The following is a 14,563-nucleotide window of genomic DNA, read 5'->3' on the forward strand; positions in this document are numbered from 1 at the left end:
CGGGCGACCCCGGCCGCAAGGGATGGCCGCTGCCCGAACCTGGAGAGAAGCCATGTCTGACGAAAACAGAGGGGTCGTTTATCTCGGCCCTAATCATGTTGAAGTCCAGCGGATCGACGACCCCCGAATGGAAACACCCGATGGCCGGAAGATTGACCACGGCGTCATTCTCAAGGTCGTCTCCACCAATATCTGCGGCTCCGACCAGCATATGGTCCGAGGCCGCACGACCGCCCCATCGGGGTTGGTCCTGGGCCACGAAATCACCGGCGAAGTCATCGAAACCGGATCGGATGTCGAGATGGTCCGCAAGGGCGATCTGGTCTCCGTTCCCTTCAACGTCGCCTGTGGGCGATGCCGATGCTGCCGCGAGCAGCACACGGGCGTGTGCCTGACGGTCAATGCGAGCCGCGCAGGGGGAGCCTATGGCTATGTGGATATGGGCGGATGGATCGGCGGACAAGCGCGCTACGTCATGGTCCCTTATGCCGATTTCAATCTGCTGCGCTTCCCTGACAAGGCTCAGGCACTTGAGCGCATCACAGACCTCACGATGTTGACCGATATTCTCCCCACCGGGTTCCATGGCGCCATCAATGCCAAGGTGGGTGTGGGATCAACGATCTATATCGCGGGCGCCGGGCCAGTCGGTATGGCCGCAGCCGCGTCGGCGCGCATTCTAGGGGCCGCAGTCGTCATGATCGGCGATTTCAATCCTGAGCGCCTCGCCCACGCGAAGGCGGTCGGGTTTGAACCTATCAACCTCCTGAACCATGACCGGCTCGGAGACCTCATCGAACAGGTCATCGGAACACCGGAAGTCGACAGCTTCATTGATGCCGTCGGTTTTGAAGCCAAAGGATATGATGGAAAGGAGCAGCCAGCCGTCATTCTCAATCAGGCCATGGAAGTCACCCGCCCAGCCGGGGCCATCGGTATTCCAGGCTTGTATGTGACGGAAGATCCGGGCGCTCATGAAGCTGCAGCGCAGAAAGGAAACCTGACACTTCGGCTGGGTCAGGGCTGGGCCAAAAGCCAGTCGTTCCACACCGGTCAGACCCCCGTTCTGAGGTATAACCGGCAACTGATGCAGGCCATTCTGCATGGACGCCTGCCCATCGCCGATATCGTCAACGCCACCGTGATTTCACTGGAAGACGCACCACGGGGCTACCATGACTTCGACAATGGCGCGCCGCGCAAATTCGTTCTCGATCCTCACGGAATGCTGAAAAACGCAGCCTGACTCACTCTGACGTCATGTCATGGTTGCCCTAGCTTTTGGCCATGACATGACCGGCACTTCGATGGAGACCTGTCCATGCCCAACGATACACCCCTGCATTTCGTCACCCTGCTCGGAAGCCTGCGCAAAGCGTCCTTCAACGCGGCAGTTGCTCGTGCTTTGCCGGAGCTTGCGCCCGAAGGAATTTCCATTAGCGCGCTCGGATCAATCGGGGATTTTCCCCATTATGACCAGGATGTTCAGGACGCAGGCTTCCCGGCCCCTGTTCTGGCCATGGCCGAGCAGATCCAGGCCGCAGACGGCGTCATCATCGTGACCCCGGAATACAATTATTCCATTCCTGGCGCATTGAAAAATGCAATCGACTGGCTCTCCCGCGTATCGCCCCAACCTTTCAGCGGAAAACCCCTCGCCATCCAGACGGCCTCTCCCGGCATGATCGGAGGTGCCAGAGCGCAATACAACCTCCGGCAGAACATGGTCTTTCTGGACGCATATGTTCTCAATCGCCCTGAAGTCATGATTAGCATGGTGACGGGTAAAGTAGATCCGGAAACGCTGAAACTGACGGACGAACCAACCTGCAAATTTCTGACCGGCCAGATTGACGCACTTGCAAAACTGACACGGAAACTCATGTTCTGATCACTAAAACATCCGCCATGAGCAGAGACAAAACTCGGCCTCCGAGCCTCCGCTCACCGGCAAATGCCCGCTTCTTTCATCTCGGAAATTTTCTGTTCGATTGTTCCAATGCCAAGTGCATGCCTGCGCTGGTTTACGTCAGTGGGCTGCTCAATGGGCAAAGGAATAAGACGCCCTTTGGTGCAGGACATCTGTGATCCATAAATTTGATGCCCTGTCAGGGCAATCGATACGCGATCTGTCAGCAGGGCATAATTGGATTGGTTCACTTCGCCTTTCTTCGCCAGTTGGGTCATGAGCTTTAGCGCCCTGGCCTGAAAGGCAATATCGTCATCAGCATGCTGCACCAGCAACCACGCAGCCTTCGAGGTGACAGAACCAGCCTGTGTCAGAGTGGGCCAGCCCTTGGATGCTACAATTTTCTGCAGCCAACGGGTGTTGGCGTGGTCAATCTCTTCCATCCGCTCTGCGAGAAACATCGTACGAAATTCATTCACCTGAACTGAAGCAGGATGACCCTCCCCTGTTAGATCCAGACCATTCATCAAAGGACGACGAATTGTCTGATCCGTTACCCCACGAATTAGCAATCTCTCAGATTCATGCTCTTTACCGTCTACATCAATAAGATTTTCAGCTTTTTGCGTTTCTTCAACTGCCGTCAGATAAGCACGAATTACGGGACTCTCTTCTGTCACAAGAGTTTTGAATTCAGGCCATGTCTTGACGTTCTGAGGTGAGGAGGACCAGAACCAGAGCCCCGAACACTTCTCATCCGCATATGGGATATAAGGCCGTTCTTCCAAAGACACGCTTACCTTTTCACCCTCTCTCAGCAGCGCCTCAGTTTCCTGCTTCGTAGCCTCATTAAGGCAAGCGGTAGAATAAGCCTGCAAGTGTTCCCAGCGCTTTTTCTGTTCATCATTGGCTCCGGGAAATGCGCCGCGCATCCACGCAAAATCCCCGACTTCAAAATGGCCGTCATGAACATACGACTGAAGTTCGGAAGGAAATGAAACGCTCCCTGCTTTTGCGAGAGAGAAGGTCATCAGCAGACCAGCCGCAGCCGAAACAACACTCCATCTCTTCATTATTTTCCCCACAAATATCGTTTTTATATCGATACAATAAGAAGCGGAAAAGCTAGCTCTTCAAACAAAAAAAAGCCTGCACCGGATTTCCGGTACAGACTTTTCCATGAGACCTGAAACTCTCAGGCTGAAAGCTTGGACAAATCTTCCTGCACATAGCCAATGACTTTGGCATATTCGCGGGGAACGATGTGCCAGAACTGCTCCAGCGTGTGTTCCCAACAATGCAGCAGGTCCGCGGCGTAAGTGCTGCCTGTTTCTACCACATGCTGCTCGACCAGCGTGCGTAGTTCCACGTCCCATCGGCTGCCAGGCTGCACGCGATTCCACATTACCGTGTCCGGATTGATGCGGGATTCAAAGCGGTCCTTCGGATCGAGCACATAGGCCATGCCGCCCGTAAAGCCGGCACCGAAGTTATCGCCCGTTTCACCGAGGATCACGACCTTGCCACCGGTCATGTACTCGCAACCGTTCGAGCCACAGCCTTCAACAACAGCCGTCGCACCGGAGTTACGAACCGCGAAACGCTCACCAGCCTGACCAGCCGCAAAGAGCTTGCCACTCGTTGCCCCGTACAGAACCGTGTTGCCGATGATCGCATTTTCTTCCGATCGCCACGTGGATGCCGGAGACTGACGGACAACAATCGTCGCACCTGACAGACCCTTGCCGACGTAATCGTTGGAATCCCCTTCCACGATCATCTTCAGACCCTGCACCGCGAAGGCACCAAGGGACTGACCAGCCGACCCACGGAGCGACAGCGTAAGCTGACCTTCCGGCAGTTCATGCATCCCGAACTGACGGGTGATCATGCCGCAAATACGTGTCCCGATCGCGCGATGCGTGTTCTGCACGTTGTAGTGCAAGTGCAGCTTCTCACGACGCTCGAACAGCGGGATCGCATCGGCCACGATCTGCGCATCCAGCGTTTCCGGAACCTCGTTACGGCCCTCACGGGTGCAGTAACGGGCATGTTCACCCGGATCGGCCTGCACCAGCAGGGAGTTCAGATCCAGATCATCCAGATAATCAGCACCGCGGGAGACCTGACGCAGCATGTCCGTGCGGCCAATGACCTCCTCAAGGGAGCGAACACCCAGATCGGCGAGGATATGGCGAATGTCTTCAGCAATCAGCGTGAAAAGGTTGATGACCTTCTCTGGTGAGCCCTCGAACTTCGCACGCAGCTTTTCGTCCTGAACGCAGACGCCGACCGGGCAGGTATTGGAGTGGCACTGACGCACCATGATGCAACCCATGGCCACCAGCGCGGCCGTACCAATACCAAACTCTTCCGCACCCAGCATCGCCGCCATAACGACGTCACGGCCCGTCTTGATGCCACCATCCGTCCGCAGCACCAAACGATGACGCAGGCGGTTGAGCATCAGAACCTGATGCGCTTCGGACAGGCCCATTTCCCACGGCAGACCCGCATAATGGATCGAAGACTGCGGGCTGGCACCCGTACCACCGGAATGACCGGAGATCAGGATGGCATCTGCCTTCGCCTTCGCAACACCCGCCGCAATCGTGCCGATACCCGTGCGGGCAACCAGCTTCACGGTGACGGTTGCCGTTGGGTTGACCTGCTTCAGATCATAAATGAGCTGGGCCAGATCCTCGATCGAATAGATGTCATGATGCGGCGGCGGGGAGATCAGCGTCACACCCGGCGTCGCATGACGCAGGCGACCGATCAGCTCCGTGACCTTGAAGCCCGGAAGCTGTCCGCCCTCGCCCGGCTTCGCACCCTGGGCCATCTTGATTTCGATCTCGCGGCAGTCATTCAGATACTGCGCGGTCACACCGAACCGGCCAGACGCCACCTGCTTGATCGTGGAAGACGCATTGTCCCCGTTCGGGCGCGGCTTGGAACGCTCGGCGTCCTCGCCACCTTCACCGGAATCAGACTTCGCGCCAATCCGGTTCATGGCAATCGCCAGCGTCTCATGCGCTTCCGGGCTCAGGGCACCTAGCGAAATACCCGGCGCGACAAGACGACGACGGATCTGCGTGATGCTTTCAACCTCGTCCACCGGGATCGGTGCATGAGGCGCTTTGAAGTCCAGTAGGTCACGCAGCGCCACCGGCGGCATCTGACGCACGGCATCCGCGTAACGGCGATACAGCGTGTAGCTGTTGGCCGAAACAGCGCTTTGCAGCATGTGCACAAGCTGGCCGGAGAATGCATGCGTCTCGCCCTGACGGCGCAGCTTGTAGCGGCCACCGACCGGAAGCGCTTCAACCTTCTGATCCCACGCAGCCGCATGAGCCTTCAGGATGTTGCGGGCGATACCCGGCAGACCAATGCCGGAAATACGCGACGGCATGCCTGGGAAGAACTCGGCCACCAGCGCACGGGACAGACCAATGGCTTCAAAGTTGTAACCGCCGCGGTAAGCCGAGATGATGGAAATCCCGAACTTGGACATGATCTTGAGCAGACCCTTGTCCACCGCTTTGCGGTAACGCTCCATCGCCTCACGCATCGTCATCTGGCCGAACAGGCCACGACGCAGACGATCCGCGATGCTGTGCTGGGCCAGCGCCGGGTTCACTGTCGTCGCACCAACACCGATCGTCACGGCAATAGCGTGAACGTCGATGGCACTGGACGTCCGAACGTTCAGGGACGTGAACGTGCGCAGGGAATGACGCACAAGGTGAACATGCACGGCGGCCGTCGCAAGGATCATCGGCACGGCCACACGATCCGGACCTGTGTTCTCATCCGTCAGGAACAGATGGGTGCAACCGCCACGAACATGATCTTCCGCCTGAACGCGGATGGACGCGATCGCCGCACGCAGCCCTTCTTCGCCGTCCTCAACCGGGAAAGTACAGTCGATCGAGGCAGCGTTCTCACCGCAGACTTTCCGCAATTCATCAAACTCACCAACCGTCAGAACCGGGCTGGGAAGCTGAAGCAGATCGCACTGTTCCGGGCGCTCGTCGAGGATGTTCCCAAGATTACCCAGACGCGTGATCAGGCTCATCACCCGCGTTTCACGCAGGGAGTCGATCGGCGGGTTGGTAACCTGGCTGAAGCCCTGACGGAAATAATGCGACAGACCACGGTAGATCTTGGACAGAACCTGAAGCGGCGTGTCGTCACCCATGGAGCCCAGAGCTTCGGCAGCCGTCTCGACCATCGGGTGAAGGATGGTTTCCAGCTCTTCATGCGTCAGGCTGACAGCCATCTGCTGGCGACGCAGCACGTCTGCGGCCATACCTTCCGGCTCGACCACATCCCGCACGATCGGCTCAATATTGCGGATGCGCTTGACCCAAGACTGGAAATCCTGACGGGAGGCCAGCATTTCAAGCAGTTCATCCGGCTGGTAGAGGCGACCTTCCTTGAGGTCGAGCGCCAGCGTCTGCCCCGGACCAAGGCGCCCGCGACGCTGAATGCGCGCTTCCGGTACGCGGACCATACCCGCTTCCGAACCCACGATCAGCAGGTTGTCATTCGTGATGGAATACCGCAGCGGACGGAGACCAGCACGATCCAACCCGGCGATGACCCAGCGGCCATCCGTCGCACAGATTGCAGCCGGGCCGTCCCACGGCTCGATGACCGCATTGCAGTAGCGGAACATAGCCCGCGCTGCCGGAGAAATCGCGGAGTTCGCACCGCTGGATGCTGGAATGAGCATCATCTTGGCCATCGGCGCGCTGCGGCCACCGAAGGTCATAAGCTCGAAGACGTTATCGAGCGCCGCCGTATCCGAGCCAGCAGCCTGCACGACCGGCTTCAGATCCTCCATGTAAGGATCGAGTGCCGCGTGTGACAGGCGCGTTTCGTGCGACCGCATCCAGTTGGTGTTGCCGGAGATCGTGTTGATCTCACCGTTATGCGCCACCTTGCGGAACGGCTGGGCCAGCTTCCAGGTCGGAAACGTATTGGTCGAGTAACGCTGATGGTAGATCGCGAACCGCGAGACGAAGCGCTCGTCCAGAAGATCTGGATAAAAATCCGTCAGGTTCTCGGCAAGGAACATGCCCTTATAGATGACCGAACGGCAGGACAGCGAGCAGATGTACAGATCCACCTGCTGGCGGGTCGCCTCCTTCTCGATGCGACGACGCAGAACGTACAGATCACGCTCGAACTCGTCTTCCGTCCGACCGAGCGTATTGCGGATCATGATCTGTTCGATCTCGGGGCGCGTCTGGTTGGCCTTCTCACCAATGCAGGCCGTATCGATCGGCACCTGACGCCAGCCATAGATTCCGTAACCGAAGTTCAGAACCTCGGTTTCGATGATCTGACGGCCAGCTTCCTGCGACGCCAGGTCCGTCTTCGGCAGGAACACCATGCCAACGGCAATGCGACCGTCGATCGTGTCATCGCTGGAGCTGTTATGAATGGCCTCTGCGAAGAAATCCTGCGGGATTTCGACATGGATGCCCGCACCATCGCCCGTCTTGCCATCAGCATCGACAGCGCCACGGTGCCAGATATTCCCCAGAGCCTCGATACCTGCCTTCACAACAGCGCGGGACGGCTTGCCATCCAGCGCAGCCACAAGACCCACACCACAGGAATCGCGCTCCTGCGTCGGGTCATACAGACCTTTCAGACGCTCGACGTTCTCAGTGTATTCGCGGATGAAATCGGTGTTCTGTGTCATTCCGCGGCCTCCAGCGCCAGGGTCTCGGTCAGAGAAAGGTGAATTGCATCAGCCGCATCACGGCCGTCCTTGATGGCCCAGACAACGAGGCTCGCACCACGGACAATGTCGCCACCCGCGAACACGCCCGGCAGGCTCGTCTGGAAACCACCCGGCGGAACCGTCAGCGTGCCCCAGCGCGTCACAGCCAGCTCCGGCTGCTGCCACTGGCCCGGCAGGTCTTCCGGATCGAAACCCAACGCGCGGATCACGATGTCGCCTTCAATAATGGAATGCTGGCCCGTGCCTTCGATGGAGCGGCGGCCCGTAGCATCCGGTGCACCAAGACGCATTTTCAGCACCTTCACACCTTCAACCGTGCCTTCGCCCAGAAACTCTTCCGGTGCAGCCAGCCACTCGAAGTTCGCACCTTCTTCCTCGGCGTTATAAACTTCCTGACGGGAGCCCGGCATGTTCGCACGGTCACGGCGATAGACGCAGGTGACCTTCTCGGCGCCCTGACGGATGGACGTCCGAACGCAGTCCATGGCCGTATCACCACCACCGATGACCACAACACGACGGCCCTTGGCATGAAGTGCTGCATCTTCGCCGGGGTCTTCGTCATATCCACGACGGTTTGACGCCGTCAGGAAGTCAATCGCATCCACAACGCCGTTCAGGTCTGCACCCGGAACATCCACAGAGCGCGAACGATACACGCCCGTTCCAAGGAACACTGCGTTATGGCGCGTCCGCAGATCATCCAGTGACGTCTCCCCCTCACCCGCACCGATTGGCGTGGAAAGGTGGAAGATGATGCCCTGCTCTTCCAGCAGCTTGTGACGACGGGCCACGACATGCTTTTCCAGCTTGAAGCTCGGAATACCGTACGTCAGCAGACCACCCACACGGTCCTGACGTTCATAAACATGAACCTCATAGCCGCGTGCCCGCAGACGCTCTGCACAAGCAAGACCGGCAGGCCCGGAACCCACGACGCCCACACTGACTTTGAGTTCACGGTCCGGCAGACGCGGCTGCACCCAGCCCTGCTCAAAAGCATTTTCCGTAATAAAGCGTTCGACAGCACCGATCGTGACGCTCTCAAAGCCCTTTTGGATCACGCAATTGCCTTCACACAGGCGATCCTGCGGGCAGATGCGGCCGCAGATCTCCGGAAAGGTATTGGTGGCCGAAGACATCTCGTAGGCTTCCTGCAAACGGTCTTCCGCCGTCAGCTTCAGCCAGTCCGGAATGTTGTTACCAAGAGGGCAATGCACGGAGCAGAACGGAATTCCACACTGAGAGCAGCGAGAGGCCTGCTCTTCAGCGCGGCTCATCGCAAACCCACGGTAAATCTCTCCAAAGTCTGCACGACGCTCAGCAGCGTCACGCTTCTCCGGAAGGATCTGTGGGTGATTGACGAACTGCAACATCCGTTCGGCCATGCGCCGTGTCTCCTAAAAACAGAACGCACGCCAAGCGTACGAAATTTGTGGAATACCAGCTATTCCGTCAGTTTACGCGATAATAGTCAGCAATACTTACCAATATAAAAAAACCAGCCTCATAGCGTCACTTTTCTCATGTCAGTGTCACATTTTATAGGTCCGATACGGACCAATCAGACTTTTAGCTGGCGATAAAGCTTACAGATGCTTCCATTCAGATACCCCGGAACCACCATTCCCAGTGATGCAGGATGGATTCCGAGTGTCTGCAAGGTCTCAGCCCCCGGCTGCACGACATTATCGACAGACATCATGGCCACCTGGTCCCGCGTCAGCAAATGGCCGGGCAACTTCTCCAGAACAGTCGCTTCAAGGCGCGCTACCACTTGCGGGATCGGGAGCAGAATTCTTTTACGACCCGACGCTTCGAGTACGAACGCCATAAGCTCACGCATACTCAGGATATCGGGACCACCGGCCTCAACCGTTAGACCTGCATTCTCCGGTTGCAGAAGTCGTAGCGCTGCTTCTGCAACATCTTCCACAAATACCGGCTGATAATATGTGCGGCCAGCAAAAACCGGCAAAACAGGCGATAGCGCTGCGATCAAGGCAAACAGATTGAAGAAGCTGTCGTCCGTCCCGAATACCACAGACGGCCGAAGCAGACGCGCATCAGAAAAAACGTCCCGTACGACACGTTCTGCAGCTGCTTTACTCCGACCATATGGCCCTGGAGACGTCAAAGAAGCACCGATGGCAGACATATGAACGTAGTGCTTCACACCTGCCAGATGAGCCCGCACAGCTGCGAGCCGAGCGCCCTCGACATTAATGTGATGCAGAGTCTGCACATCTGGCGTCATGACAGACACAAGATTGATGACAGCGTCCACACCATCAAACAGACGATCAAGCTGCGCTGCATCATTGACTGACGTTTTCAGGAACTCGACGCGCCCTGTTCCACGCGCTTTTCCAAGCCCCTGAATTTTTTCGGGATTCTGACTTCCCACACGAACGACATGCCCCGTGGCAACCAGTTTTCTCACCAGGCTGCGCCCGATAAAACCACCACCACCAATGACAGCGACCTTCTGCTGCCCCGCACCCGAAAAAAGTTTTTCCATTTCCCTGTTTTCTTTCATTCCAACTGTTGACGCTCTCATTCAGTCAATGTAAACGCCTCTTCACCAACCCGGGATGCCTCAGGAAACTGAAAAAACCCGGTGCTTTCTGAGCCCAGATGGCGGAATTGGTAGACGCGCAGGTTTCAGGTACCTGTGTCCGAAAGGACGTGGAAGTTCGAGTCTTCTTCTGGGCACCACAGACGGTCAGGTTCATTAAGAACCTTCCCCTCTGAGTTCATAAAAATTCGGTGACAACAAAATGAGCCAGCAGAACGCCATCCATCTTCATGACGGCGACCTGCCGGAAGATTTTGATATTGGCCCTGTTGTCGCCATAGATACCGAGACCATGGGTCTCAATCCCTACAGAGATCGCCTCTGCCTTGTGCAGCTTTCCGCCGGTGACGGTGAAGCACATCTCGTGCAGATCAAGCCTGTCTCCATGGGCGGCCGTGGCTATGATTGCCCTAATCTCAAAGCCTTCCTTTCGGATGACTCGATCACCAAGCTGATGCACTTCGCCCGCTTTGACGTGGCCGTGCTCCAGAAGGCCTTCGACATCACGATCTCTTCCGTCATCTGCACCAAGATCGCTGCCCGCCTCGTCTATACGTTCACGGACCGGCATGGACTGGCCTATCTGTGCCGCGACCTGCTTGGCGTCGAGATCAGCAAGCACCAGCAGAGCTCGGACTGGGGCGCTGAAACCCTGACGGACGATCAGAAGCGCTATGCTGCATCTGACGTGCTTTATCTCCATGCCCTGTGGGACAAGCTTGAAGCCATGCTGATCCGGGAAGAGCGGCGGGAGCTGGCTCAGGCCTGCTTTGACTTCCTTTCAGCGCGCACCCGTCTGGACCTTCTGGGCTACGACGAGCCCGACATCTTCGCACACCGCGCGTAATCGCCTACACTGCGTCCCGACATGATAAACCCGGCTACCTCGCCCCTTCCCTCGGCCCTGCACACTCTTGCTGTCGAGCGACAGGGGCTTGAAGCGCTCGAAAGCGCCCTCGGCGGCTCTCTGGGGCAAGCTTTTAGCCACGCCATTGAGCGAATCCTTCTCTGTTCTGGCCGGCTGATTGTCACAGGGATCGGGAAGTCGGGTCATATTGGCCGCAAGATCCAAGCCACCCTTGCCTCTACCGGAACTCCGTCTCTTTTCGTGCACCCCGCAGAAGCCGCGCATGGTGATCTGGGCATGGTCGCGGCGGGGGATGTCATCCTTGCTCTCTCGAATTCCGGCGAAACCACAGAACTTGCCGCAATTCTGTCGTATGCGTCACACAGACAACTGGATGTGATCGCCATAACATCCGTCGAGACTTCAGCTCTGGCCCGTGCTGCCAAGATTGCTCTGGTTCTCCCTCCCGCCAGAGAAGCCTGCCCCATGGGACTGGCACCAACCACGAGCACGCTTCTCCAGCTTGCTCTTGGAGACGCGCTGGCCATCGCCCTTCTGGAAAAACGCGGCTTCACAGCCAACGATTTCAGCGTGTTTCACCCAGGCGGCCGTCTGGGCGCGCGTTTGCGCCCGGTGCGGGAGCTGATGCACACCGGAGAGGCCCTTCCACTCGGGGAAAAATCTCTCTCGCTTCGCTCGGTCATTCTGGAAATGACGCACAAAGCTTTTGGCTGCATGGGCGTGACGGACGAGAATGGCGCGCTGTGCGGTCTCATCACGGATGCGGATCTCCGACGGGCACTTCACAGTGATCTTGACACGACCACGGCGGAAGAGGTCATGAATCTCTCTCCAACCACGACAGCCCCCTCGACCCTGGCACAGGACGTCCTTCTTCTCATGAATGCACGCTCCAAACCGATCACGAGTCTTTTCGTCGTTGGAGAGGACGGACGCCCACAGGGCATCATTCACCTGCACGATCTCCTGAGGGCGGGCTTGGCATGACCGACTCGCCCAAGGATGACAAACGCCCCAAACGGGACGACTTTTCAGGAAACCGGAGCGAAAGCCTCGCCAAGCTTGATGCCCTGCGCCGTGCAGCATTCCAGAAAGTACGAACCGCTCCAAATCCGGAAGAGCTGGCCCGCCGTCGTTCTCTTCTGGGGTTCGCCAAATGGGCACTCCCGGGGCTTGCCCTTGCTTTGCTGAGTTCAATTGCGGCGTGGCCCGAGATCTCTCATCTCGTCAATCAGAACCGTGCGGCTCTGAAGGAAATGGCCCGCCTGCGCGTTGAGAGCGGCAATATGGAAAATGCCGTCTATCGCGGTCTGGACGCCCATAACCACCTGTACATGATCACGGCACGCGTTACGCATCAGGAAGGCCCGGACCGTGTAGATCTGGTTGATCCGGTGGCGGATATCGAGCTGGCAGGTAATTCCTGGGCGCATATCAAGGCGGATCGGGGTGTCTACATGCAGCACGAGCAGACCTTGAATCTAGACGACAACGTGGTGCTTTACCGCGATGACGGGACGCTCATGAACGGCCCTTCCGCCGATATGGACCTGAAGCAGGACGTTATTGCATCCCGCGACTGGGTCCATGCCGAAGGCCCATTTGGCAAGCAGGACGCGCAGGGCTATTTCCTGGACCAGCATGCAGGTATCATGCAGTTTACAGGGCCGGGTCTGACGGTCCGCAACGACGATAACGGCCCCCCTTCCATGGCGGCCCGCCTCCGCCAGGAAGGAGCCAAGACAGAGAAATGATGAGCCGCATCGCCAGACTGCTTCCCGTTGCAGGACTTCTCCTCGCCACTACCGCCACACCTGCCGCTTATGCGGATGGGCTGGATATGTCTCATGGCGAGGCCGTTAAGCTGTTCTGGAAAAGCGAGGAAATCTACGACCGGAACGCCCAGACAGTTACCTTGACTGGCGGTGCCCGCGCCGTACGAGGGGATGTAACGGTCGATGCCGATACGCTGATTGGCTATCTGCGCAAGAAAGCGGCTCCACAGGGGCAGCCAGCCACACCGCCACCGCCGACAAATGGACAGACGGGTGAAGCCGACCCGATGGGTGGCTCCCTTGAGCTGTACCGCATCGAAGCTCGCGGTCACGTCCATATCTATAACCAGACGGACCAGGGCTGGGGCGACCGTGCCCTGTATGATATGGATCAGGCCGTCATGGTCATGACTGGCAAGAACCTGAAGCTTACGACGCCGCAGGATGTGCTCACTGCACGTGACGTCATGGAATATCATTCCAAGACTCGCATGTCGGTCGGGCGTGGAAACGCAACAGTCACCACTAATGACGGGCGCCAGATCAAGGCTGACGTGCTGGTCTCCTTCAGTGCACCGGACTCCCCTGCACCAGCAGGACAGACCCAGCCTGCAAAAAGCGACGGCAGCCCTCTTGGGGGCGGTTCTTCCAAACTGGATCGTGCTTATGGCTGGGGCCATGTCGTGTTGCGAACCCCTACCCAGACAGCAACCGGGGACAGAGGCGTTTATGTCTTTGCCAGCCAGATTGCCCGCCTGATCGGCCACGTGCATGTGACGCAGGGCCAGAACCAGAACAACGGGTCTCAGGCTATCGTCAACATGAAGACCGGCATTGCCACGATGCTGCCAGGATCTGACTCTCCTATTCAGGGACTAGTCGTTCCAAACGAAGCCAACAGCAGCCAGGCACCAAAGTGACAGACACATCCCCCTCATTTCCCGTGCTCCAGACCGGCCTGGTCGCCAGTGGGATCGGCAAGACCTACAAAAAGCGGGCTGTCGTCAAGAACGTGTCCATTCAGGTTCAACGCGGTGAGGCCGTTGGCCTCCTCGGACCGAACGGCGCAGGCAAGACGACAAGCTTCTACATGATCGTAGGACTGGTCCAACCAGACACAGGCACCATTACGCTGGATGGCGCAGACATCACCCAGTTGCCGATGTATCGACGGGCGCGTCTGGGCGTTGGTTATCTGCCACAGGAAGCCAGCATTTTCCGCGGACTGAACGTCGAACAGAACATCATGGCCGCGCTTGAAGTGATTGAATCCGATCCGGAAAAGCGCGAAACCATGCTGAACGGCCTTCTCGCCGAGTTTGGCATTACGCATCTGCGCCACTCGCCGTCCCTGGCCTTGTCTGGCGGTGAGCGCCGTCGTCTGGAAATTGCCCGCGCCCTGGCAAGCCAGCCGAACTATATCCTGCTGGATGAGCCTCTAGCCGGTATTGACCCTATTGCTGTCGGCGAAATTCGCGATCTTGTGTCTCACCTCAAAGATCGTGGCATCGGCGTGCTGATTACGGACCATAACGTCCGCGAAACGCTTGAAGTCATTGACCGCGCCTACATCATGCATGGCGGTCAGGTTCTGATGGAAGGTACACCGGAAGCCATCGTCGCCAATGAAGATGTGCGCCGGGTCTATCTTGGAGAGAACTTCTCGCTCTAATCT

The 14,563-nt window shown here is 57.8% G+C and carries 11 protein-coding genes and 1 tRNA gene; 8 read left to right on the forward strand and 4 right to left on the reverse strand.

The window, feature by feature from the left end:
- Positions 1-52: 52 nt before the first annotated feature.
- Both fdhA and ABF979_RS01230 read left to right on the forward strand, forming a co-directional pair.
- Positions 53-1,246, forward strand: coding sequence for a formaldehyde dehydrogenase, glutathione-independent (gene fdhA, locus ABF979_RS01225; protein WP_415557413.1), 1,194 nt, complete (start codon positions 53-55; stop codon positions 1,244-1,246).
- Between the two features lie 75 nt (positions 1,247-1,321).
- The gene (locus tag ABF979_RS01230) at positions 1,322-1,891 is read left to right on the forward strand and encodes an NADPH-dependent FMN reductase (RefSeq protein WP_415557414.1); all 570 of its coding nucleotides are present in this window, start codon (positions 1,322-1,324) and stop codon (positions 1,889-1,891) included.
- 53 nt (positions 1,892-1,944) lie between these two features.
- Here ABF979_RS01230 and ABF979_RS01235 read toward each other — a convergent pair whose 3' ends face one another.
- From ABF979_RS01235 to ABF979_RS01250, 4 genes are all read right to left on the reverse strand, one after another.
- A complete protein-coding gene (locus tag ABF979_RS01235; RefSeq protein ID WP_415557416.1) occupies positions 1,945-2,982 on the reverse strand; it encodes a DUF6624 domain-containing protein in 1,038 nt (345 codons plus the stop codon).
- Positions 2,983-3,104: 122 nt separating this feature from the next.
- On the reverse strand, positions 3,105-7,625 hold the full coding sequence (gene gltB / locus ABF979_RS01240) for a glutamate synthase large subunit (RefSeq protein ID WP_415557418.1): 4,521 nt from the start codon (positions 7,623-7,625) through the stop codon (positions 3,105-3,107).
- Complete coding sequence (locus ABF979_RS01245; protein WP_046899753.1) at positions 7,622-9,055, reverse strand: NAD(P)-dependent oxidoreductase; 1,434 nt, start codon at positions 9,053-9,055, stop codon at positions 7,622-7,624. Before ABF979_RS01245 ends, gltB begins: the two co-directional genes overlap by 4 nt.
- Before the next feature lie 176 nt (positions 9,056-9,231).
- A complete protein-coding gene (locus tag ABF979_RS01250) occupies positions 9,232-10,188 on the reverse strand; it encodes a complex I NDUFA9 subunit family protein (protein ID WP_415557419.1) in 957 nt (318 codons plus the stop codon).
- Between the two features lie 110 nt (positions 10,189-10,298).
- Here ABF979_RS01250 and ABF979_RS01255 point away from each other — a divergent pair.
- The 6 genes from ABF979_RS01255 to lptB all read left to right on the forward strand — a co-directional run bounded on the left by ABF979_RS01255 (position 10,299) and on the right by lptB (position 14,560).
- Positions 10,299-10,385: transfer RNA gene (locus ABF979_RS01255), tRNA-Leu, on the forward strand.
- 62 nt (positions 10,386-10,447) lie between these two features.
- The gene (locus ABF979_RS01260; protein ID WP_099210532.1) at positions 10,448-11,092 is read left to right on the forward strand and encodes a ribonuclease D; all 645 of its coding nucleotides are present in this window, start codon (positions 10,448-10,450) and stop codon (positions 11,090-11,092) included.
- 21 nt (positions 11,093-11,113) lie between these two features.
- Positions 11,114-12,100: a KpsF/GutQ family sugar-phosphate isomerase gene (locus tag ABF979_RS01265; RefSeq protein ID WP_086634479.1), complete on the forward strand. Its 987-nt coding sequence runs from the start codon at positions 11,114-11,116 to the stop codon at positions 12,098-12,100.
- Complete coding sequence (lptC, locus tag ABF979_RS01270; protein WP_415557420.1) at positions 12,097-12,867, forward strand: LPS export ABC transporter periplasmic protein LptC; 771 nt, start codon at positions 12,097-12,099, stop codon at positions 12,865-12,867. The genes ABF979_RS01265 and lptC overlap by 4 nt, the downstream gene beginning before the upstream one ends.
- A complete protein-coding gene (locus ABF979_RS01275) occupies positions 12,864-13,808 on the forward strand; it encodes an LptA/OstA family protein (protein ID WP_415557421.1) in 945 nt (314 codons plus the stop codon). Before lptC ends, ABF979_RS01275 begins: the two co-directional genes overlap by 4 nt.
- Entirely contained in the window at positions 13,805-14,560 is a 756-nt protein-coding gene (gene lptB, locus ABF979_RS01280) for an LPS export ABC transporter ATP-binding protein (protein ID WP_046899759.1), read from the forward strand. The genes ABF979_RS01275 and lptB overlap by 4 nt, the downstream gene beginning before the upstream one ends.
- Positions 14,561-14,563: the final 3 nt, after the last annotated feature.

The organism is Gluconobacter sp. (assembly GCF_047723935.1).
Classification (GTDB): domain Bacteria; phylum Pseudomonadota; class Alphaproteobacteria; order Acetobacterales; family Acetobacteraceae; genus Gluconobacter.

What these genes read in the sequence shown, in the direction of transcription:
- ABF979_RS01260 (WP_099210532.1), top strand. Translation starts at nt 10,448, where the DNA reads ATGAGCCAGCAGAACGCCATCCATCTTCATGACGGCGACCTGCCGGAA.
- ABF979_RS01265 (WP_086634479.1), top strand. Translation starts at nt 11,114, where the DNA reads ATGATAAACCCGGCTACCTCGCCCCTTCCCTCGGCCCTGCACACTCTT.
- gltB (WP_415557418.1), bottom strand. Translation starts at nt 7,625, where the DNA reads ATGACACAGAACACCGATTTCATCCGCGAATACACTGAGAACGTCGAG.
- ABF979_RS01235 (WP_415557416.1), bottom strand. Translation starts at nt 2,982, where the DNA reads ATGAAGAGATGGAGTGTTGTTTCGGCTGCGGCTGGTCTGCTGATGACC.
- ABF979_RS01275 (WP_415557421.1), top strand. Translation starts at nt 12,864, where the DNA reads ATGATGAGCCGCATCGCCAGACTGCTTCCCGTTGCAGGACTTCTCCTC.
- fdhA (WP_415557413.1), top strand. Translation starts at nt 53, where the DNA reads ATGTCTGACGAAAACAGAGGGGTCGTTTATCTCGGCCCTAATCATGTT.
- ABF979_RS01250 (WP_415557419.1), bottom strand. Translation starts at nt 10,188, where the DNA reads ATGGAAAAACTTTTTTCGGGTGCGGGGCAGCAGAAGGTCGCTGTCATT.
- lptC (WP_415557420.1), top strand. Translation starts at nt 12,097, where the DNA reads ATGACCGACTCGCCCAAGGATGACAAACGCCCCAAACGGGACGACTTT.
- ABF979_RS01245 (WP_046899753.1), bottom strand. Translation starts at nt 9,055, where the DNA reads ATGGCCGAACGGATGTTGCAGTTCGTCAATCACCCACAGATCCTTCCG.
- ABF979_RS01230 (WP_415557414.1), top strand. Translation starts at nt 1,322, where the DNA reads ATGCCCAACGATACACCCCTGCATTTCGTCACCCTGCTCGGAAGCCTG.